Source organism: Burkholderia sp. 9120, assembly GCF_000745015.1.
GTDB lineage: Bacteria > Pseudomonadota > Gammaproteobacteria > Burkholderiales > Burkholderiaceae > Paraburkholderia.
In genome coordinates this window covers 2,178,212-2,199,256 of the sequence record NZ_JQNA01000002.1, presented here as the reverse complement: position 1 = coordinate 2,199,256, position 21,045 = coordinate 2,178,212, and the positions used below count along the sequence as shown (strand labels likewise).

General features: G+C 62.8%; 21 protein-coding genes, 1 tRNA gene and 1 pseudogene. 7 read left to right on the top strand and 16 right to left on the bottom strand.

Features of this window, described 5'->3' with window-relative positions:
- Positions 1-241: 241 nt before the first annotated feature.
- Positions 242-1,222: pseudogene (locus FA94_RS17935) on the bottom strand (2-isopropylmalate synthase); the annotation flags it as partial.
- A 515-nt stretch (positions 1,223-1,737) separates the two neighbouring features.
- Positions 1,738-2,709, bottom strand: coding sequence for a DNA-binding protein YbiB (ybiB, locus tag FA94_RS17930; RefSeq protein ID WP_035553609.1), 972 nt, complete (start codon positions 2,707-2,709; stop codon positions 1,738-1,740).
- A 239-nt stretch (positions 2,710-2,948) separates the two neighbouring features.
- Between ybiB and FA94_RS17925 the strand changes: the two genes are divergently transcribed.
- Entirely contained in the window at positions 2,949-3,647 is a 699-nt protein-coding gene (locus FA94_RS17925; protein WP_035553606.1) for a fumarylacetoacetate hydrolase family protein, read from the top strand.
- Between the two features lie 25 nt (positions 3,648-3,672).
- Positions 3,673-4,317, top strand: a complete 645-nt coding sequence (maiA, locus tag FA94_RS17920) for a maleylacetoacetate isomerase (protein ID WP_035553603.1) — start codon at positions 3,673-3,675, stop codon at positions 4,315-4,317.
- Positions 4,318-4,442: 125 nt separating this feature from the next.
- Here maiA and ftsY read toward each other — a convergent pair whose 3' ends face one another.
- On the bottom strand, positions 4,443-5,642 hold the full coding sequence (ftsY, locus tag FA94_RS17915) for a signal recognition particle-docking protein FtsY (protein ID WP_035553601.1): 1,200 nt from the start codon (positions 5,640-5,642) through the stop codon (positions 4,443-4,445).
- A gap of 208 nt (positions 5,643-5,850) precedes the next feature.
- Between ftsY and rsmD the strand changes: the two genes are divergently transcribed.
- The 3 genes from rsmD to FA94_RS17900 all read left to right on the top strand — a co-directional run bounded on the left by rsmD (position 5,851) and on the right by FA94_RS17900 (position 7,414).
- A complete protein-coding gene (gene rsmD / locus FA94_RS17910) occupies positions 5,851-6,465 on the top strand; it encodes a 16S rRNA (guanine(966)-N(2))-methyltransferase RsmD (RefSeq protein ID WP_035553599.1) in 615 nt (204 codons plus the stop codon).
- A gap of 112 nt (positions 6,466-6,577) precedes the next feature.
- The gene (coaD, locus tag FA94_RS17905; RefSeq protein ID WP_035553596.1) at positions 6,578-7,093 is read left to right on the top strand and encodes a pantetheine-phosphate adenylyltransferase; all 516 of its coding nucleotides are present in this window, start codon (positions 6,578-6,580) and stop codon (positions 7,091-7,093) included.
- 63 nt (positions 7,094-7,156) lie between these two features.
- On the top strand, positions 7,157-7,414 hold the full coding sequence (locus tag FA94_RS17900) for a YfhL family 4Fe-4S dicluster ferredoxin (RefSeq protein WP_035553594.1): 258 nt from the start codon (positions 7,157-7,159) through the stop codon (positions 7,412-7,414).
- Positions 7,415-7,549: 135 nt separating this feature from the next.
- Here FA94_RS17900 and hisC read toward each other — a convergent pair whose 3' ends face one another.
- The 8 genes from hisC to FA94_RS17860 form a co-directional block, all read right to left on the bottom strand.
- The gene (gene hisC / locus FA94_RS17895; protein ID WP_035553592.1) at positions 7,550-8,629 is read right to left on the bottom strand and encodes a histidinol-phosphate transaminase; all 1,080 of its coding nucleotides are present in this window, start codon (positions 8,627-8,629) and stop codon (positions 7,550-7,552) included.
- A gap of 106 nt (positions 8,630-8,735) precedes the next feature.
- Positions 8,736-9,338 carry an aminoacyl-tRNA hydrolase gene (gene pth, locus FA94_RS17890; RefSeq protein ID WP_035553589.1) on the bottom strand — a complete coding sequence of 201 codons (603 nt, stop codon included), beginning with the start codon at positions 9,336-9,338 and terminating at the stop codon, positions 8,736-8,738.
- A gap of 151 nt (positions 9,339-9,489) precedes the next feature.
- The gene (locus tag FA94_RS17885) at positions 9,490-10,110 is read right to left on the bottom strand and encodes a 50S ribosomal protein L25/general stress protein Ctc (protein WP_035553586.1); all 621 of its coding nucleotides are present in this window, start codon (positions 10,108-10,110) and stop codon (positions 9,490-9,492) included.
- Positions 10,111-10,274: 164 nt separating this feature from the next.
- Entirely contained in the window at positions 10,275-11,231 is a 957-nt protein-coding gene (locus FA94_RS17880; protein WP_035553584.1) for a ribose-phosphate pyrophosphokinase, read from the bottom strand.
- Between the two features lie 45 nt (positions 11,232-11,276).
- A tRNA-Gln gene (locus FA94_RS17875) sits at positions 11,277-11,353 on the bottom strand.
- A 51-nt stretch (positions 11,354-11,404) separates the two neighbouring features.
- On the bottom strand, positions 11,405-12,286 hold the full coding sequence (gene ispE, locus FA94_RS17870) for a 4-(cytidine 5'-diphospho)-2-C-methyl-D-erythritol kinase (RefSeq protein WP_035553579.1): 882 nt from the start codon (positions 12,284-12,286) through the stop codon (positions 11,405-11,407).
- A gap of 88 nt (positions 12,287-12,374) precedes the next feature.
- The gene (gene lolB / locus FA94_RS17865) at positions 12,375-13,007 is read right to left on the bottom strand and encodes a lipoprotein insertase outer membrane protein LolB (RefSeq protein WP_035553577.1); all 633 of its coding nucleotides are present in this window, start codon (positions 13,005-13,007) and stop codon (positions 12,375-12,377) included.
- Complete coding sequence (locus FA94_RS17860) at positions 13,007-14,848, bottom strand: tetratricopeptide repeat protein (RefSeq protein ID WP_035553576.1); 1,842 nt, start codon at positions 14,846-14,848, stop codon at positions 13,007-13,009. Before FA94_RS17860 ends, lolB begins: the two co-directional genes overlap by 1 nt.
- Positions 14,849-14,935: 87 nt before the next feature.
- Here FA94_RS17860 and mutM point away from each other — a divergent pair, with 87 nt between their 5' ends.
- Positions 14,936-15,766, top strand: a complete 831-nt coding sequence (mutM, locus tag FA94_RS17855) for a bifunctional DNA-formamidopyrimidine glycosylase/DNA-(apurinic or apyrimidinic site) lyase (RefSeq protein WP_035553573.1) — start codon at positions 14,936-14,938, stop codon at positions 15,764-15,766.
- Positions 15,767-15,773: 7 nt separating this feature from the next.
- Entirely contained in the window at positions 15,774-16,898 is a 1,125-nt protein-coding gene (gene mutY, locus FA94_RS17850) for an A/G-specific adenine glycosylase (protein WP_408305700.1), read from the top strand.
- Positions 16,899-16,985: 87 nt separating this feature from the next.
- Here the strand turns inward: mutY and FA94_RS17845 are convergent, their stop codons facing one another.
- The 5 genes from FA94_RS17845 to hpf form a co-directional block, all read right to left on the bottom strand.
- The gene (locus FA94_RS17845; protein ID WP_035553568.1) at positions 16,986-17,621 is read right to left on the bottom strand and encodes an LON peptidase substrate-binding domain-containing protein; all 636 of its coding nucleotides are present in this window, start codon (positions 17,619-17,621) and stop codon (positions 16,986-16,988) included.
- A 39-nt stretch (positions 17,622-17,660) separates the two neighbouring features.
- Positions 17,661-18,554, bottom strand: a complete 894-nt coding sequence (gene rapZ, locus FA94_RS17840) for an RNase adapter RapZ (protein WP_035562446.1) — start codon at positions 18,552-18,554, stop codon at positions 17,661-17,663.
- 97 nt (positions 18,555-18,651) lie between these two features.
- Positions 18,652-19,620 carry an HPr(Ser) kinase/phosphatase gene (hprK, locus tag FA94_RS17835; protein ID WP_035553565.1) on the bottom strand — a complete coding sequence of 323 codons (969 nt, stop codon included), beginning with the start codon at positions 19,618-19,620 and terminating at the stop codon, positions 18,652-18,654.
- A 142-nt stretch (positions 19,621-19,762) separates the two neighbouring features.
- Positions 19,763-20,278: a PTS sugar transporter subunit IIA gene (locus FA94_RS17830; RefSeq protein WP_081935991.1), complete on the bottom strand. Its 516-nt coding sequence runs from the start codon at positions 20,276-20,278 to the stop codon at positions 19,763-19,765.
- Between the two features lie 274 nt (positions 20,279-20,552).
- On the bottom strand, positions 20,553-20,909 hold the full coding sequence (hpf, locus tag FA94_RS17825; protein ID WP_035553562.1) for a ribosome hibernation-promoting factor, HPF/YfiA family: 357 nt from the start codon (positions 20,907-20,909) through the stop codon (positions 20,553-20,555).
- Positions 20,910-21,045 lie beyond the last annotated feature (136 nt).

Genomic DNA, 21,045 nt, shown 5'->3' with positions numbered 1-21,045 from the left:
TTTCACGGCCGGTTGCGCCTTGTGAGCGCGCGGCCTTCAGAGGCGAGGGCGCGTGGGTTGCAACGCCTCATCTCACCTCACCTCGCCTGGCGTGCCAATCTCACGCGGCAATGCGTTGCTGACCTGCGCCGCTTTGTCCCACCCCGACACCAGCCCCATGGGTCAGGGTTTCTTCCTCGGTCACGGTTTCCTCGCCCGTGACGCTATCGCCTCGCTGTGCCTTTACCTGCATCGCCGCCACGCCCGCATACGGATGCCGCTGATGCACCGGAAGCTGGTTACAGCGCTCCACGACACGCCGCACCGCGTCGATATCCGAGAAATCCAGACCTGAATCGACGCCCTGCGCGTCGAGATTCATCGCGAGCGTGACGAGATCCAGATTGCCGGTGCGCTCGCCGTTGCCGAACAGACATCCTTCGACGCGGTCCGCGCCCGCCATCAGCGCCAGCTCCGCCGCGGCCACCGCCGTGCCGCGATCGTTATGCGGATGCACCGACAACACGATGCTGTCGCGATAGCCGAGATTGCGGTGCATCCATTCGATCTGATCGGCGAACACGTTCGGCGTCGCCGCTTCGACGCTCGCGGGCAGGTTGACGATCATCTTGCGATCGCGCGTGGGCCGCCACGTCTGCGCGACCGCGTCGCAAACCTCGCGGGAGAACGGCAGTTCCGCCGTGTTGAACGTCTCGGGCGAGTACTGGAAGGTCCACTGCGTCTCCGGCCGCGCCTGCGCGTGTTCCTTGATGACGCGCGTGCCTTCCACGGTCAGCGCCTTGATCTCGGCCTTCGACTGGTTGAAGACAATGCGCCGGAACGACGGACAGATCGCGTTATACAAATGGACGATGGCGCGCGGCGCGCCCGCGAGCGCGTCGAAGGTCCGCGCGATCAACTCGGCGCGCGACGGCACGAACGCTTCGATGGTCACGTCGTCGGGAATGCGCTTTTCCTCGATCAGCTTGCGCACGAAATCGAAGTCGGTTTGCGAGGCCGACGGAAAGCCGACCTCGATCTCCTTGAAGCCGATCGCCACCAGCATCTCGAAGAATTCGAGCTTCTGCGTGGCGTTCATCGGTTCGATCAGCGCCTGGTTGCCGTCGCGCAGATCGGCGCTCATCCAGACCGGCGGGTGGTCGATCGTGCGGCTCGGCCATTTGCGGCCGGTCAGCCGCACGGTGGGGAAGGGACGGTATTTTTCAGCGGGATTGCGCAACATGTCGGGCCTCGTTCGTTGTGTCGTGTGCGAAAGGGTGTGGCGTCGAGCGGTTGGCGGACTGCCACGGGTGCACGGTCCGCCAGCCGATGGCTAGCGGCACCAACGAACGGGCGCGAACGAACAGCGTCATGGTGACGACGAAAACGGACGTGGATGATGCCCATGCAACGTGCATATGACCCTCGCGCTTCGTCCGAACGGTAAACGGACGAATGCAAACGACTACAGGTTGTGAAGAACTACGGTTTGGGGTGACGCGGAAACTGCTGGGACTGCCGGGAGGACTGTGCGTGGCGCAACCCCTGCGGGTGGCCGCTGCGCAGCGCTACGTCTGACTTACGCTAGACGTAGCGATAGGGGCCGCGCCAGGCGGCCGAAGCTAATTCGGAGGGGGTTCGGAAGGGAACGCATGGGAGCTAATTTAAGACAGCGCGCGGCGGTGTGTCAACCCGCAGCGCCCGCGTCTCCTGAAACGAGTGCCGTTTTGCGGGCCGAGCTGCTGAGCGTAGCGTCCATCAAACCGGCATTCTCGCGACGTCGACGATCAGTTCGACTTGCCGCTCGATCGCGCTCGGGACGGGCGCTTCGCCACGCAACACGGCGGCGATCCATGCGGCGGTGGTCGGCGCGTCTTTGGCCTCAGGCAAGTCGACCTCGGGCGCATCCGGCGACGAGCGCTCGTGCGGCACGCGCGTTTCGCAGACGCCGTCGTGCAACCAGTCGACCTGCACCTGACGCCGCGTGTCGGCCACCGCTTCGCCTTCGGTGCCGCGCGCCAGCAGCGCACCGCCCGTGGCCGCGTCGGGATGCGTGTTGAACAGTTGCGTGAGACTGTCCCGGTACGGCGGATGCGTGTAATTCACGAGGCGCAGTCCAGCCGGCGCGAACGGCTGCAGGATCTTCACCAGCGTATGCGTTGAATTGCGCACGCCCATACGTCGCCGCAGCGCGAGCAGGCGCGCGAGTTTCGGGGCGAGCACGCCGATCGGCGCGAACGCGAGACGCCGCTCGGCGAGACCGTCTTCGATATCGGCGTGCTCGTGTGCGTGAGGAATCTGCAGATGCGTGAAGATTTCCGCGCTGGTCACACGACCCGGATCTTCGGTGACGCCGTGCACCAGCACCGGCACGCCTTCACGCGCCAGCAGCAGCGCGAGCAACGGTACCAGGTTGGGTTGCTTGCGCGCGCCGTTGTAGCTGGGGATCGACACCGGCCGGAACTCGCCGTGCGGCAGATGAATCGGCTCGAACGACGCATGGGCGCCGGCCAGCATCGCGGCGAGTTCATCGGCGGTCTCGCCTTTTACGCGGTACGCAAGCAGCACCGCGCCGAGTTCGAGCTCGGCCACGCGGCCATCGAGCATCGCGCTGTAGAGCGAGCGCGTGTCGTCGGCGGTCAGCGCGCGGGCGCCGTTCGGGCCGCGGCCGATTTCCTTGATGAATCGGGCGCAAGGGAAGGGGGTGACGGTGTCGGCGGAGTCGGTCATCGGGCGCGGGGGACGAGGTGGCGTGCCGCCTGGAGCGGTCTGCCACGGTATTCAAAGGACGGTGTTCGGTGTGAGTATCGCATCTATGACGCTTTGGCGAGACCGCGCGCCGGATTCGCCGCCACCGCGCGCGCTTGCCCGACTGCCGCGCGTGGCGCTTTTCCGCGCGTTACACTCGATGTTTTAGCGCCGCCGCGGCGGCACACCGCAGCGGTACACATCAAGCAACGGAGAACGGGATGAGTTACGTATTTGCACCCGCACCGCAGGTCGCGGTGCCGGTCGTGGGATCCAGCGAGCAATTCGCGGTGCGTCGCATCTACTGTGTGGGCCGCAATTACGAGGCGCACGCGCGCGAGATGGGACATGATCCCGACCGCGAACCGCCGTTCTTCTTCAGCAAGCCGGCCGATGCCGTGCTATACGTCGCACCCGGCACGACCGGCGAGTTCCCGTACCCGTCCCGGTCGAAAAACGTTCACTTCGAGATGGAGCTGGTGGCGGCGATCGGCCAGGGCGGCAAGAACATTCCGGCTGACAGCGCACTCGATCACGTCTATGGCTACGCGCTCGGTCTCGACATGACGCGCCGCGATCTGCAAGCCGAGGCGAAAAAGCTGGGCCGTCCGTGGGATACCGCGAAGGGCTTCGACCAATCGGCGCCGTTGGGCCCGATTCATCCGGTGACGACGGTGGATCACGTCGGCAAGGGCGCGATCTGGTTGTCGGTGAACGGCGAGGAAAAGCAAAGCTCGGACGTGTCGCAACTGATCTGGTCGGTGGCCGAGACGATTGCGTATCTGTCGACGCTGTTCGAACTGCAAACCGGCGATCTGATTTTCACCGGCACGCCGGAAGGGGTTGGCGCGGTGGTGCAGGGCGACCTGATGAAGGGCGGCGTGGACGGACTCGGCGAATTCAGTGTGCGCGTGGTCTGAGGGCATGCCGGAGGAGACAGACAATATGAAGCTCTACAGCTACTTCCGCAGCTCGGCGTCCTACCGCGTGCGCATTGCATTGAACGTGAAGAACCTGCCGTACGACTACGTGCCGGTGCACCTGGTGCGCGATGGCGGCGAGCAGTTGAAGCCGGAGTATCGCAAGGTGAACCTGGACGGCATCGTGCCGACCTTCGTCGACGGCAATGAGGTGATGCCGCAGTCGCTCGCGATCATCGAGTATCTGGAGGAAACGCATCCGGAGCCGCCGCTGTTGCCGGGGACGCCGGCCGAGCGCGCGTATGTGCGCTCGGTGGCGTTGCAGGTGGCGTGCGAGATTCATCCGCTGAACAATCTGCGCGTGCTGAAGTATCTGAAGCACACGCTATGCGTGGATGAAGATGCGAAAGACGCGTGGTACAAGCATTGGGTCGAAGCGGGTTTCGCGACGCTGGAGACCCATCTGGCCGGCGACCCACGTACCGGCAAGCTGTGTTTCGGCGACACACCGACGCTCGCGGACGCCTGTCTGATCCCGCAAGTGTTCAATGCGCAGCGCTTCAAGGTCGATACGGCGAAGTTTCCGACGATTCAGCGCATCTACGATCACGCGATGCAGCTCGACCCGTTTGCTCGCGCGGCGCCTGGCGCGCAGCCGGACGCTGAGTGAGGTGAGGGGTTGAAGGTAAAAAGGGCACTCCGCGGAGTGCCCTTTTTGCTTGTTGCGTCTTCTTGTTGCCGAGTTTCGTTTGTCGCTGCGTTTCGCCTACGGCTGCGTCAGGAGGTTCGCGTCGTTCAACCGCCCAGCAACGCGTCCGAAAACTCTTCCGCGCTGAACGGCTGCAAATCCTCGACCTTTTCGCCAACGCCGATGAAATACACCGGAATCGGCCGCTGCCGCGCGATTGCGGCGAGAATACCGCCCTTTGCCGTGCCGTCGAGCTTGGTAACGATCAGGCCGGTGAGGCCGAGCGCGTCGTCGAAAGCCTTCACTTGCGCGAGCGCGTTCTGGCCGTTGTTCGCGTCGATCACCAGCAGCACTTCGTGCGGCGCGCCGTCTTGCGCCTTGCCGATCACGCGCTTCACCTTGCGCAGCTCTTCCATTAGATGCAACTGGGTCGGCAGACGGCCGGCCGTGTCCGCCATCATCACGTCAATCTTGCGCGCTCGCGCGGCGCCGACCGCGTCGAAGATCACCGCCGCCGGGTCGCCGCTTTCCTGCGACACGACCGTGACGTTGTTGCGCTGACCCCAGATCGCCAATTGCTCGCGCGCGGCGGCGCGGAACGTGTCGCCGGCGGCCAGCAGCACCGACTGGTCGAAACTCTGCAGATGCTTGGCGAGCTTGCCGATGCTGGTGGTTTTGCCCGCGCCGTTCACGCCGGCGATCATCATGACGAGCGGCTGAGCGCGGCCGAGCATCAGCGACTTTTCGAGCGGCTTGAGCAGGTCGATCAGCAGAGTGCGCAGCGCCGCTTTCACCTGTTGCGGATCGGTGAGGCGCTCAGCGCGCACTTTTTCACGCAGCGACTCGAGCAGGAACTCGGTGGCGCCGACGCCCGCGTCGGACATCAACAACGCGGTTTCGAGCTCTTCGTAGAGGTCGTCGTCAATCTTCGCGTTGACGAAAATGCCGGTCAGGCTGGAACTCGTTTTCGACAGGCCGGTTTTCAGGCGTGTTAGCCACGAGCGCTTGGCGCCTGCGTCCTGCTCGGGAGGCGGGACGATTTCGACGGTTTCTGGGGTTTCCGCGGATTCGTATTCTTCTTCGAGCGTGGCTTCTTCCGGCTCCGGCTCGATTGGAGCGGCCACAGGAGCCGGGGCAGAAGCAGGAGCGGCCGAAGCCACCGCCGGACGTGGCGCCGCCGGCGCGACAGGCGCGGCCGGCGTCTCTACCGCGCGCTCGGGCGCCTCGCCTTCCGGCGCGGACTGCGACTCTTCTGGCGCGTTATCGGACTCTTTCGAACCCTTGAATCGTTTGAAAAAGCTGAACATGATCTGGCGTGGTGACCGGTGGGAGCGGCAGGCAGCGTTGCGATGCGGGATGCAAGGCGCTGGAAACCGCACATTTTATCAGGCGCGCCGCCGCCCGTCGTATCGGCCGAACGGCCAGGCTGGACGCCGCGCGCCCCTGTGGTAACGTTGGCGCTCCGGCCCTCACGCATCGGCGTGGCGGGCGCCCACACCACGTCATTGAAACTGCATGCCCCGTTCTTCATCTTCACGCGCTCACGGCGCTTCGTCCAAAGGCGGCAAGCCGCACGCCATCCGTATCATTGGCGGCGACTGGAAGCGCACACCCTTGCCCGTGCTCGACCTCGACGGCCTGCGCCCCACGCCCGACCGCGTACGCGAAACGCTCTTCAACTGGCTCGGCCAGGATCTGGAAGGTCAGCGCTGCCTCGATCTGTTCGCCGGCAGCGGCGCGCTGGGCTTCGAGGCGGCTTCGCGCGGCGCGGCGCGGGTTCTGATGGTGGAGCGCAATACGCGCGCCGCCGCCCAGCTGCGCGCGAATCAGGAACGCCTCGCGGCGCGGACCATCGAAATCGCCGAAGCAGACGGCCTGCGGCTTGCTGCAAGCCTTGCGCCCGGCTCGTTCGACGTGGTGTTTCTCGATCCGCCATTCGACGCCGGTCTGCTCGACAAGGCGCTCGCGCTGGCCGTGCCGTTGATCAGCGCCGAAGGTTTCCTGTACGTGGAAACGGGCGAAGCGCTCGAACTCGAAGGCAACGAGACGCTAGCCGGCTGGGAAATCGTGCGGCAAGGGAAGGCGGGCGCTGTCCACTTTCATTTGCTGCAGCGCGAAAATAAGGAATAATGCGCGTTCCATAACAAGCGCCGGGCGGTTTGCCGTTACGTGCGCGGTCGGTGCCGACGGCGTCGGATGGACGCTTTGACGTGCCCCTATGTCTGAAGAGAGGAGAAGTCTCATGGTAGTCGCCGTGTACCCGGGCACATTCGACCCGCTGACTCGCGGTCACGAAGACCTCGTGCGGCGCGCGTCGAGCATTTTCGACACGCTGGTGGTGGGCGTTGCCGACAGCCGCAACAAGAAGCCGTTCTTCACGCTGGAGGAGCGCCTCGACATCGCTCACGAAGTGCTCGGGCACTACCCGAACGTTCAGGTGATGAGCTTCAAGGGCCTGCTGAAGGACTTCGTGCGCAGCAATAACGCGCGGGTGATCGTGCGTGGCCTGCGCGCCGTGTCGGACTTCGAATACGAGTTTCAGATGGCCGGCATGAACCGCTATCTGCTGCCCGACGTCGAAACCATGTTCATGACGCCGTCCGATCAGTACCAGTTCATCTCCGGCACCATCGTGCGAGAAATCGCGCAATTGGGCGGCGATGTCAGCAAATTCGTGTTCCCGTCCGTCGAAAAATGGCTGAAAGAGAAGGTCGCCGCGCTGGATACCAGCGGTGAGGCGTCGGCGGGACAACCGTAACCGGCGTAAACTGTTGGTTTGACGGATCAAAGCCGGCTGCGGCCGGCGCGAAGTGAGAGAAGTATGGCCTTGATGATTACCGACGAGTGCATCAATTGCGACGTGTGCGAGCCCGAGTGCCCGAACGACGCGATTTCGATGGGCCCGGAAATCTATGTGATCGACCCGAAGAAATGCACCGAATGTGTCGGCCATTTCGACGAGCCGCAGTGTATTCAGGTGTGTCCGGTGGAGTGCATTCCGCGCGATCCCGAGCATCTGGAAACGCCCGATGGGTTGATGGCGAAGTACCACGCGCTGGTGGCGGCGAAAGAGGCGTGATCGCGTGAGTTAGCGCGGTGCGAGAGTGGATGAACGGCGAGGCTTGGGCCTCGCCGTTTGCTTTTGGGGTTGAGCTTTGCGTGACGCACTAGGTGCAGAGCCCTAATCCCCGCGCGTCCTGCTTTGCGCGCTCGGTTACCCGATGTACGCGCTGAAAATATCGCGCAGCGCGGCCAGCAGAATCTCGCATTCGGCCTCGGTGCCGATCGATATCCGCAAATGCTGGTCAATGCGCGGCGCCTTGAAATGGCGCACGAAAATCTCCCTCTCCCTGAGCCGCAACACGAGCGTGGCGGCGTCGTAACCCTCATGGCGCGCGAACAGCAGATTCGCGGCCGACGGCACCACCTCGAAACCCAGCGCCGTCAGTCCCGCGGCCAGCCGCTCGCGGCTCGCAATCACCTTGGCGCAATGGTCGCGAAACCACGCGTCGTCTTCATAGGCTGCGGTGGCGGCGACCTGCGCCAGCCGGTCGAGCGGATACGAGTTGAAGCTGTCCTTCACGCGGTTCAGCGCATCGATCAGCGCCGGATGGCCGAACGCAAAGCCGACGCGCATACCGGCAAGCGATCGCGCCTTCGACACGGTCTGAATGACAAGCAGATTCGGATAGCGGTCCAGCAGCGCGATGGCTGACTCCGCGCCGAAATCCACGTAGGCCTCGTCGATCACCACGACGGAATCGGTGTTGCGCGCGACCAGACGCTCGATATCGGCGAGCGGCAGCGGACGGCCCGTCGGCGCGTTCGGATTCGGGAGCAGGACGCCGCCATTCGGCGTCGCGTAATCGTCGACGTGAATGGCGAAGCTGTCGTCCAGCGGAATGGTTTTATATTCCACCTCGAACAGCCGCGCGTAGGTCGGATAAAAGCTGTACGTGATATCCGGGAACAGCAAGGGCTCGTCGTGCTTCAGCAGCGCCTGGAACGTGAACGCGAGCACTTCGTCCGAGCCGTTGCCCACGAAGATCTGCTCGGCGCGGATGCCATGATGCGCGGCCACTGTTTCGCGCAGCTTGAGCGCCGTCGGATCCGGATAGCGCCGCAGAGACTCGCCGGCTTCGCCCAACTCGCGGCGGATTGCCTCGACCACGCGCGGTGACGGCGGATAGGGATTCTCGTTCGCATTCAGCTTCACCGGATGCGCGGCCACGGGCTGTTCGCCCGGCACATACGGCGTCAGGCGATGAACGACGTCACTCCAATAGCGGCTCAAGCGATTCTCCTATCGAGGGCGATGCGGCGTGAAACCCCGCTATGAGCGGGGCGAGACGGGGCAAGTCAACCTATACCAGGCCAACGCAGGGCAGATCAGAGATCGGTCACGGATTGCGATGCAGCTGCGTCATCGCCCGTTCCAGTTCGCCCTTGATGATCTGCGGCATGACAGCGAGCGCGCGTTCAACCGATGCATCGATGACGTCCTGCTCTTCACGCCGCGGCGGCTTCAGCACGTAATTGGCGACATCCGGCTTGGCGCCGGCACGCGCGCTTTCGGGAATCAGGTCACGCGGATGTCCAATGCCGATCCGCAGTCGCCAATATTGCTGCGACGACAAATGCGCGGTGATGTCCTTCAGACCGTTATGGCCGCCGCTGCCACCGCCCAGTTTCAGCTTGACGCTGCCGGGCGGCATGTCGAGCTCGTCATGCGCGACCAGAATCTCGTCGGGCAGAATTTTGAAGAACTGCGCCACCGCCACCACCGATTGACCGGAGCGGTTCATATAGGTCTGCGGTTCCAGCAGATGCACTTCCTCGCCGTGCAGCCGCGCCTTCGCGTAGAAACCGTGGAAGCGCCGCTCGTCGCGCAGCGTCGTGCCTGCTTCGCGCGCCAATTGATCGACCAGCCAGAAGCCGGCGTTGTGGCGCGTCGCGGTGTATTCGGCGCCCGGATTGCCGAGCCCGACGATCAGCTTGATCATGATTGCGTTGGTCCGTCTGGCCCGGTAGCTGAACGCCGCCGTGCCGAAAAGAAAACGAAAAAAAACCCGCCGGGGCGAACCTCGGCGGGTCACGTCGACCGTTTCATTGAAACGGATCGAGAGGATTACTTGTTCTTTGCCTGAGGCATTCTTAAGCAGCCGGCTTTTCGCCTTCAGCAGCAGCGGCAGCGTCGCCTTCAGCGATTGCGCCAGCCGGGATCGTTGCAGCTGCGATCACCGGATTTTCCGCTTCGACGTGAGCAACCAGCGACACACCTGCCGGCAGCTTGATGTCCTTGGCGTGAACCGAGTGACCTGCTTCGATCGTTGCCAGATCAACTTCGAGGAATTCCGGCAGTGCCGACGGCAGGCACTCGATTTCGATTTCGTTGATGACGTGCGAAATCACCGCGCTCGACAGCTTGACTGCCGGGTTCGATTCCTGGTTCATGAAGTGCAGCGGCACCTTGGTGTGCAACTTCTTCTTCGCGTCGACACGTTGGAAGTCCACGTGCAGCACGAGCTGACGGAACGGGTGGTATTGCACGTCGCGCAGCAGAACCTGTTGCGACTTGCCTGCCACTTCCAATTCGAGGATCGACGAGTGGAAAACTTCTTTCTTCAGCGCGTGCCACAGTGCGTTGTGGTCCAGTTCGACCAATTGCGTGTCAGCACCAGCGCCATATACGATACCGGGGGTCTTACCCGCGATACGCAGGCGGCGGCTCGCACCCGTACCTTGCAAAGAACGCTCGAAAGCGACTACTTTCATGTTGAATCTCCAATGCACTGCCCGCGACCAGGCAGTAAAAACGGGGCCTCCAAGCCTTTATGGCTGAGGCCCCAGAGCTGCGGCACAAACCTTCGTTCGTTCATGCCGATTGTGCAAAAGCGCCGCGGGCCGCCTGAAGCGGCGCGCGGCGCCTTCGCAAATACTTAACTTTCAGCGAACAGTGACATGACCGAGTCGCCGCGGCGAATCCGCGAGAACGTTTCGGCCAGCAAACCGGCGCTGGTCAGCGAACGGATCTTTGCGCACGAGCGGGCTTCTTCGCCGAGCGGGATCGTGTCCGTGACAACGAGTTCGTCGAGTGCGGAAGCGGCGATACGCTCGCCTGCACCGCCCGACAGAACCGGGTGGGTAGCGTAAGCGAACACCTGCTTCGCACCGCGTTCCTTCAAAACCTGAGCTGCCTTGCAGAGCGTGCCGGCGGTGTCGACCATGTCGTCCATGATCACGCAGGTACGGCCTTCGACTTCACCGATGATGTTCATCACTTCGGCAATGTTCGCCTTCGGGCGACGCTTGTCGATGATCGCGAGGTCGCAGTTCAGTTGCTTCGCCAAAGCCCGGGCACGCACCACGCCGCCGACGTCCGGCGAAACGACCAGCAGGTTCTCGTAGTTCTGCTTGCGCAGATCGCCGAGCAGCACGGGCGTAGCGTAGATATTGTCGACCGGGATGTCGAAGAAACCTTGAATCTGGTCAGCGTGCAGATCCATTGTGATGATCCGCTCGACGCCCGCGATCTCCAGCATGTTCGCCACGATCTTCGCCGAAATGGCGACGCGCGCGGAACGCGGGCGACGATCTTGACGGGCATAACCGAAGTAGGGGATGGCTGCGGTGATCCGGCCAGCGGATGCGCGCTTGAGCGCATCGACCATGATCATCAGTTCCATCAGATTGTCGTTCGCCGGTGCGCATGTGGACTGCAGGACGAAAACATCCTTGCCACGCACGTTTTCCTGAATCTCGACCTGGATTTCACCGTCCGAGAAACGGCTAACCATTGCTTTGCCGAGGGGAATACCGAGGATTTTGACGACTTCCTGTGCAAGCGCGGGATTTGCGTTGCCAGTAAAAACCATCAGGCCGTCATGGCTGCTCATCGTGCACCTACTTCAGGCTGGGGGCGAGGGAAATGCGAGAATTTTTGGCAGGGGAGGAAGGAGTCGAACCTTCGAATGCCGGAATCAAAATCCGGTGCCTTAACCAACTTGGCGACTCCCCTACACTAACTTTGAGCCTCACCGAACGTGGAGTTTCGTTCGATGACGCAAAACTATGACGCGAAAGTAAAGAGTGGATGTTGCTCTAGACTGGCGGCCACTGCGCTGTTCCATTCGCTGGGTAGATTGGCTTGCGCCGCCTCTGCCTCAACTTTACTACGAAACGCTGCAAAGACACTTGCACCTGATCCAGACATCCGCGCTGGCGCGACGTTTTCAAACCATCGCAGCACTTGCGCTACTTCCGCGTATTTTCCTACGACAACCTGCTGCATATCATTCCGGCCAAAACTTTCCGGCCATTCAGTGTTGCAGCTAAGTTCTGCAGGAAAGTCCGTAATTATGAGAGGTTTCGAATCTCTTGTCAACGCTTTTTCGGAAAAAATCGCTGCAGTGGGAACCTGAACTCTCGGCGTCACTACTAGGAAATGGCGCGGCGGCAATTGTACAACGGCTAATGCTTCGCCGACACCCTCTGCGAACGCATTTTTTCCAAAAACAAAGAACGGCACGTCCGCGCCGAGTTTCAGCGCCAGTTCCTGCAGTTCCAGGCGCGGCAGATCGAGCTTCCACAGACGGTTCAGCGCAAGCAGCGTGGTCGCCGCGTCGGAGCTGCCGCCGCCGAGGCCGGCGCCCATCGGCAGGCGCTTGTCGATTTCGATGTCGACGCCTTCGCGCGAGCCCGTATGCGCCTTCAATAGCGTCGCGGCGCGTACTGTGAGGTCGTGTTCCGCCGGTACGTCGGTGATCTCGGTGCTACGCGTGATCAGTCCGTCGTCGCGACGTTTGAAGTGCAGCGTGTCGCCCCAGTCGAGCAACTGGAAGACCGTTTGCAGGGTGTGATAGCCATCCGGCCGACGGCCCGTGATGTGCAGGAAGAGGTTGAGTTTCGCGGGCGCGAGGCAATCGCGCAGCGAATCGCTGGTTTCAATCATGAGTGATTCGAGGCTACGTGCGCCATAGGGGCGCTAAAAAGCAAGGCCGCGCGACGACATCAGTCGAGGCGCGGCGCGAGTCGATGCGTTACTGATCCAGCACGAGCTTGATGTCGAGCGGCGGTTCCGAGCGGCTCAGGTTCAGGCGCTTCACGCCAGTGGCCGGAGCGTCGGCATACGCGAGGTAGTCGATCGTCCAGCCATCTTGCGTGATCTGCTTCAGACGCGACGGCTGGTCCGGATCCTTCTCGGTCCTGGCGCGCGAAGTCGGCGCCGGCGACGGTTGCAGCCAATAACGCAGCCCTTCGACCGGCAACGCGAAGCCGAGCGCGTTCTGCATCAACGTGGAGACGTTATCCGCGGTGAGCGGTTGCTTGTTCGGCAGTTCGAGCGTGGCCGACGCCGGCGACGACGTCACGATTGCCAACGTCTGGCCAAGCGGATTGCGCAACTGCAGGGTCACGGTGTCGCCGGTTTCCTGCCAGATGAAGTTGCCGTACGCGTTCCGCTGCTGGCCGTTCTGATCGTTGTACTGGATCGCGAAGCGGCCTTGATAAGCGCGGGTGGTTTGCGCGGTCACGGAAGTCGCCGCATTCGACGTGGACGGCCCTTTCGGCGTGACCGACGCGCAGCCAGCCAACGCGACAGCCGTCGCCGCTGCGAATCCGAGCACCGCGCCACGCGGCGCCCGGGGAAAGGAAAGCAAACGGGAAAGACGCATCAAAGATCGTTCACCTGAAGTCGTTGAAGCGTTTTGACCAGCGTGTCGTTATCCGGTTCGAGCTTGCGGGCGTCGCGGAAGGCCGCGCGCGCCTGGTCCTGCGCGCCGGTTTTCCACAACACTTCGCCGAGATGCGCGCCGATTTCGGCGTTCGGCTGGATGTCGTACGCCTTGCGCAGCAGCTTGATCGCGTCCGACGTATCGCCCATGCGGTATTTGACCCAGCCGACGCTGTCCATGATGAATGCGTCGTTAGGCGCCAGCGACGACGCCTTCTCGACCAGCTTGTCCGCTTCCGCGAGACGCTGGCCGCGATCGGCCAGCGAATACCCCAGTGCGTTGTACGCCTGGGGATTGTCCGGCTGCGTCTGGATCAGCTTGCGCAACTGCGCTTCCATCACGTCGTAATGGCCGGTTTTTTCGGCGGCCATCGCGTAGTCATAGGTCAGATCGGGATCGTCGGGGAAGTTCGCCGTGGCTTGCTGCAGGCGCGACTCCGCTTCCGGGTAGCGCTTCGCGTCGAACAGGATCGCCGCGTCGGTGCGGGCAATCAGCGCCTGGTCACGCGGATCGGACGCCGGCAAATTGGCCAGCAGCTTGCGTGCGTCGTCGGTCTTGCCCTGCTTGGCGAGCAACTGGGCGCGCGTGATCTGCGCCGGCACGTATTGCTGGCTTTGCGGCGAAATCTTGTTCAGCCAGTCGCCCGCGGCAGCCTCGTTCTTCTGCTCCAGCGACAACTGCGCCAGGTAGATATACGCCTGGCCCGGATCCGCGCCGGGCGTTTTCTCGGCCTGCTGCGCGTACTGCGTCAGATACGTTTGCGCGTCGGTGAAATTCTTCTGCTGGATCTTGATCAACGCGAGCGCCATGAGCGGCGTGAGATCTTTCGCGTCGTTCTTGTGCATGGTCTCGAACTGCTTCTGCGCGTCGTCCAGACGGTCGCTCGCGAGATACATCTGCGCGAGCGCGAGACGCGCGTCATGCGATTTCGGATTCTGCTGCACGTACTTTTCGAGCGACGCAATGCCTTCCTTGCGCTCTTCCGGGCCCATTTGCGACAGCATCAACGCGGCCGGCAGGTAGTCCGGCTTGAGCGTGAGCGCCTGTTCGAGCGACTTGCGCGCACCCGGCGCGTCGTCCGCCTGAATCTGCTGACGTGCGATAGCCAATTGCGCTTCCGGCCGGTCCATGTCGTTCTTCAACAGGTCCTGCAGCACGTGCAGCCCGCCAACGCGATTCGGTCCGCGCGAGAGCAGCAACTGCAACGCCAGAATCGCGCTGCCGCGATTTTCGGCCGGCACCTTGGTGAGTTCGCGGGCGAGGATCGGCTCGGCGTCGTCAGGCTTGCCGGACAACACGAGCAGCGACGCGTCGAGTTGCGCGGCGCGCTCCGAACTCGGCGCATACTGCTGCCACAACTGCGCGGCGGCCAGTGCGTCCGACGGGCTTTGCGCGGCCAGCGCGATTTCGGTGGCGCGCTGCGCCATGCGCGGATCGTGCGTGTCGCGCGCGAGCGCGAGATAGGTCTGGTAGGCGGGCGCGGGTTGGTCGCGTTGCAACGCGACTTCGGCGGCGAGCACCTGGAATACGATCTGACTTGTCAGCGGCACATTCGGCAGAGACTTCTGGTCTTCAGCCGATGCGGGCCCAAGCGGGTCCGGCAGGGTGACCGAAGTGTCATCCGAGTCTGGGGAAGGGTCCTGCGCGTGCGCGGGCACGGCGGCCAGCGCCCAGACCGCGAGCGCGGCAGCACCTAGCATCCGGCGGGCGGACACGGCGTGCGGCACGCGGAATGCGCTAGCCGGGCGCTTCGAAAACAGCTTCACGAAGGACAAGTTCATGGAAATCCGTTCAATGTTTCGGTCGATTGTAACGCGCTCGCTACAATACGCGCACAACCACTCACGCAAGTTGCAGACCAGTTAGACATGCCAGAGTTGCCAGAAGTTGAGGTTACCCGACGGGGAATCGAACCGTATGTGTCCGGCCGCAAGGTTGAACGCGTCGATATCCGCACGCCCGCGCTGCGCTGGCCGATTCCGGCCGAGCTTGCGAAAACCTTGCGCGGCCGTGTGGTCCGTAAGGTCGAGCGGCGCGGCAAGTATCTGCTGTTCGAAATCGACGCGGGCTGGTTCATTGTGCACCTTGGCATGACTGGCACGCTGCGGGTGCTGCGTCACGTGCCGCATCCGCCGGCCGCGGCGAAACACGATCACGTCGACTGGATTTTCGACGAATTCATTCTGCGCTATCGCGATCCCCGGCGCTTCGGCGCGGTGCTATGGCATTCGCGTGAAGCCGGCGACGTGCTCGAGCATCCGCTGCTCGCCGGGCTTGGCGTCGAGCCGTTTTCGCCGGCGTTCTCCGGTGCGCTGATGCATCGTCTCACGCGCGGGCGCAAGGTGTCGGTGAAGCAGGCACTGCTGGCCGGTGAAATCGTGGTCGGTGTGGGCAATATCTACGCGTCGGAGAGTCTGTTTCGCGCCGGCATCCGGCCGACCACGGCGGCGGGCCGCGTCTCGCTGGTGCGCTACGACCTGCTTGCTGACGCCGTGCGCGTAACGCTCGCCGCCGCGATCGAGAAGGGCGGCAGCACGCTGCGCGATTTCGTCGGCAGCAACGGCGAAAGCGGATACTTCCAGCTCGACTATTTCGTCTATGATCGCGCGGGGCTGCCGTGCCGCGTGTGTGAAACGCCGATCAAACAGATCGTGCAGGGGCAGCGCTCCACGTATTTCTGTCCCACCTGTCAGCGTTAATTCCTCAATGCCTTCTCGCTTAACACCGCGTTTGAATTCGTCCGCTGCGCCCCAGGCTGCTTTCCCGGTCATGTCTGATTTTTCCGCGCGGCTGATCGCGTGGCAGCGTCAGCATGGGCGTCACGATCTGCCGTGGCAGAACACGCGCGATCCGTACCGCATCTGGCTGTCAGAAATCATGCTGCAGCAGACCCAGGTGTCGACGGTGATTCCGTACTACGCGAAGTTTCTCGCGCGTTGTCCGGATGTCGCCGCGCTCGCCGCCGCGCCGGTCGACGACGTCATGGCGCTGTGGGCCGGCCTCGGTTACTACACGCGTGCGCGCAATCTGCATCGCTGCGCGCAAACCGTCGTCGAGCGGCATGGCGGCGCGTTTCCGGCCTCGGTCGAAGAGCTTGCGGAATTGCCGGGCATTGGCCGATCGACGGCGGCGGCGATCGCGTCGTTCGCGTTCGGCGCGCGCGCGACGATTCTCGACGGCAATGTGAAGCGCGTGCTGGCGCGCGTATTCGGCGTCGAAGGTTTTACCGGCGAAAAGAAAGTCGAAAACGCGATGTGGACGCTGGCGGAATCGCTGCTCCCGCTCAACGCGTCGGACGACGAAGTCAGCGCCTACACGCAAGGTCTGATGGACCTCGGCGCCACGCTGTGCGTGCGCGGCAAGCCGGATTGTTTGCGCTGCCCGTATGCGGTCGACTGTGTAGCCAACGTAACGGGACGTCAGCGCGAACTGCCCACGGCACGTCCGAAGAAAACCGTGCCGACGCGTCGCACCTGGATGCTGGTGCTGCGCGACGGCAACGCGGTGATGCTGGAGAAGCGGCCTCCGTCGGGCATCTGGGGCGGCTTGTGGAGCCTGCCCGAAGCTCCCGACGAAGCCGCGCTCGCCGAGCGTGCGCGCGCGTTCGGCGGCGACGGCGCGGTCTCGCCGCTGGCGCCGCTCACGCATGTGTTCACGCACTTCAAGCTGGATATCGAGCCACGCCTCGCCGAGTTGGATCGCGAGGTAGGCGCGCTGGCCGTGCTAGGTGACGCGGACACCGCGTGGGTCCCGTTGAGCGATCTCGATTCGTTTGGTGTGCCGGCGCCGGTGCGCAAGCTGCTGGAAGGCTTGCAGGGTTCGTTGATCTGATCAATCGCCGGCCAATCGCCGGCGAGAAGTGGCTTGTACGTCTGTCTGCCGGGAACGTGCCTCTTTAGCGCTAGCTTCGCAACGCACTCAAAGCAGTTGATGCTGCTGCATGTAGTGATGAACCACATCGATCCGTGCGCCGGCGTCCTGCAATTCCATCAATTTCTGACGCGCGCGCAACGCGATCGGCAGCACTTCGGCGAGCCGGTTCGACACCCACGACGGATCTTCGAGCCTGAACGGCTCCGCGAACGGCAGGCTATCGGCGTCCCGCTCGCGGATCGTGGCAATGATCCGCTCGAGCACTTCCGCGCATGCGCCGAATTTGGCCAGCAGTTCGTTGCCTTCGAGCGGCATATCCTCGCCGAGCGGTTCGGCCATGCCGACCAGCAAGCCATTGTGTTCCACCCGATGCGACAGCAGCCGGAAGCGCCGCGTGCCGCGTGCGCGAATCAGCAGCATGCCGAAGGCTTCGACATCGCACTCTTCGATTTCGGCCAGACAGCCGATTGCTTCGGGCACCGAAGGCTCCTGCTCACGCGCGACCTCGGCGCCGCTTTTCAGCAGACACACGCCGAACGGCGTTTTCTCGCGCAGACAGTCGCGCGCCATGTCGAGATAGCGCGCTTCGAAGATCTTCAACGGCAGCAGGCCGTCGGGAAACAGCACCGTATGCAGCGGAAACAGCGGCACATCGGCAAGCACAGTAGAAGTAGAAGACATGGCGCAACGCTTCGAGTTAAGGCCGCGCGATGCGGCCGGTTAAGCCACTAACTTCGATGATGCGCTGGCGTCGACCGGCGCATCGCGGTGCCGCACAATGACATTCGCCGAGGCTGCGAGACGCGCGGCAAGCGTCTCCGCGATGAACACCGAACGGTGCTGGCCACCCGTGCAACCAATCGCGACGGTCAGATAACTACGATTGTCGTCGCGGAAATGTGGGAGCCATTTGGCGAGAAACTTCTCGATATCGTCGATCATTTCATGCACAACCGGCAATGCATCGAGAAAATCCATCACCGGTTTGTCGAGGCCCGTAAGCGGCCGCAATTCGTGATCGTAATACGGGTTCGGCAGCGTGCGTACGTCGAAGACGAAATCGGCGTCGAGCGGCACGCCGCGTTTGAAGCCGAACGACTCGAACATCAGCACGAGCCCCGCATCTTCCTGCTCGATGAAACGCTTGACCCACGCGCGCAACACGTTCGCGCGCAGATTGCTGGTGTCGATCTGATGCCCGAATTCCGCGAGACCCGCGACGAATTCGCGTTCACGTTCGATCGCTTCCGCGAGCGAGGTGAGCAGGCCGACGTCCGCATCATGCGCGGTAGAACCCGACAGCGGATGACGGCGGCGTGTTTCGGAGAAGCGCTGGATCAGCGACTGCGTGCTCGCGTTCAGGAAGAGGACGCGCACGTCATGCGCGCGCGACAGGTCGCGGATCATGGCGGGCATGTCGTCGAGCGAGGCGCTTGAACGTGCGTCGATTGCGACCGCGAGGCGGTCGTGCCCGTCTTCGGCGAGGTAGGACGCCAGCTGCGGCAGGAAACGCGGCGGCAAATTGTCGACGCAGTAATAGCCCGCGTCTTCAAGCGCGTTCAAGGCAACTGACTTGCCGGAGCCGGATATACCGGTGATCAGGATTATGCGCATGGAGTCGTCAAAACCGTACATTTCATCATAGCATCTGGTCCCCATGCTCGTACCCGCAGCCAGCCGTAGGCAGCGGGTGCGTCATGGTGTCGCGAACTCAGATCAGTTTGCCGGGAAACTGGCTGTCGGGGTCTTGCATTGCGAGGCGCTGCCGGTCCATGAAGTCGCGCAGCGTGTCGATGCCGCGCAGTTGCAGGATCGTGTTGCGCACCGCCGCCTCGACCAGCACAGCGAGATTTCGGCCGGCGGCCACCTGAATCGTGACCTTGCTGATCGGCAGGCCGAGCACGTCGACGGTTTGGCTTTCCAGCGGCAGGCGCTGGAATTCACCGTCAGGACGGCGTACCAGTTGCACGATCAGCTTCAGCTTCATTTTCCGCCGCACAGCGGTTTCACCGAAGATCGTCTTGATGTCGAGCAGACCGAGGCCGCGTACTTCGAGCAGGTTCTGCAGCAGCGGCGGGCAACGCCCTTCGACGAAGTCCGGGCCGAGGCGCACGAAATCCACGGCGTCGTCCGCAACGAGGCCATGGCCGCGGCTGATCAACTCCAGCCCGAGTTCGCTCTTGCCGAGGCCCGAGTCGCCGGTGAGGAGCACGCCCATGCCGAGAATGTCGAGAAACACGCCGTGCAGCGTGGCGCGCGGCGCGAGAATGCGCGACATGTACAAACGCAGGCTGTCGATCACCGCGGCGGCGGACATCGGCGTGGTGAACAGCGGCGTGGACGAGCGCGTGCAGCGCAGCACCAGTTCCGGCGGCGCGGCCACGCCGCCCGCCACCACCAGAAACGGTGGCTCCAACGCGATCAGCTCGCCCATGTGGCGCGAGCGGTCTTCGTCGGTTTGGCGCTTGTAATAGTCGATTTCGGCGTCGCCGAGCACCTGGATCCGGTTCGGGTGGATCAGGTTCAAGTGGCCGACAAGGTCGGCGCTCGACGTGGCATTGGCGACCGATTCCGAAGAAAAGCCGCGCTCCCAGCCTTCATGCCCCGTCAGCCAGCTCAGTTTCAGCATGGCGGCGTTGTCGTCGAAAATGCTCTGGGCGTTGATGCTGGACGTATCCATGAGTCAGTGACTCCAGTGTGGGCCGCTAGCCCGGCAACCAGGCGGCCGCGTAAACGCGGTCCGCTCCCGTTGCAAGACCTTACCCGCGCGCGGATGGCCACCGCGCATGCGGATCAGCGGCGTGCGGATAACCGCCGCTACATCAAGGTTGCCACTGAGTGAGCAGGCGATGCAATGATTCGCGGTCTTCTTCCGTGTGCAGGCGCTCGCGGGCTTCGCGATCGGACAGCAACTGGGCGATTTCCGAAAGAATTTCGAGGTGCTGCTGGGTGGCCTGTTCGGGCACGAGCAGGAAGATCAGCAGCGAAACCGGCTGACCGTCGGGCGATTCGAAGGGGATGGGTTCGGCAAGACGGACGAACGCGGCGAGCGGCTGCTTCAAGCCTTTGATCCGGCCATGCGGAATCGCGACGCCTTCACCGAGCCCCGTCGATCCGAGGCGCTCACGCGCAAACAGATTGTCAGTGACCGTGCTACGGGCGATGCCGTTCTGGTTCTCGAAGATCAGGCCCGCTTGCTCGAATACACGTTTCTTGCTGGTGACCGATAGTCCGACGACGACGTTCTCGAGGGGAAGAAATTTGGCTAAACGATTCATGTTGACAGGCGAAAACGTGGCCTGAATTCTCCTCGCTGGGGCGTTTGAGTGACGTTCCATTCGTTTGATGTTCGCGACGACGTGCGTTGGAGTCCGAAAGCACAAGACTCCTGCCGACTTCCGTTAGCGCTGGCTTGACCCCGATGGTAACCGGAACATTATAGAACAGGGTAGCAACAGATGGTGCGGCGCGCCATCGATGCGCGACGGGTTTTTGAAGGATCGTTCGACGCCACACGATTCTCGCGGAAAAAGCGCTCGCACAACGAAAAACCGCCCGATTTCGGGCGGTTTGGCTAGGGTAGGGAATATGAAGCGGCGCTTCTAATTTGCCCTATTGCGGCGGCACGTCTATCTGCGGCGCCGGCTGATACTTGATCGCCTCATGCGCATGGCCTTGCAGACGATCCTTGTGGCGTAACACCTGTCGGTCAAGCTTGTCGATCATCAGATCGATCGCAGCGTAGAGGTCGCTGTCACAGCTCTCGACAAAGATGTCCTTGCCTTTTAGATGCAGGTTAATTTCAACCTTTTGACGCTTTTCCTTTTCCTTGTGGTTGTCGACCGAGAGGACCACACTGCCGTCGATTACCTGATCGAAATGTCTTAGCACCCTATCCAGTTTGGTGATCACGTATTCGCGCAACGCAGGCGTTACTTCGAGGTGGTGTCCACTGATCTGCAGATTCATAGTGCTTCTCCAAGCTAATGGCCGCTTGTTCCGCACGATGACGTAGGTCCGGTCGATCTGTCGGCTTGCCTGAGTCGCCCCCCGGTGACTGACTTCTGGCAGGTCGCATCGGCCGGCCTGTCCGCCAACTGCGGAG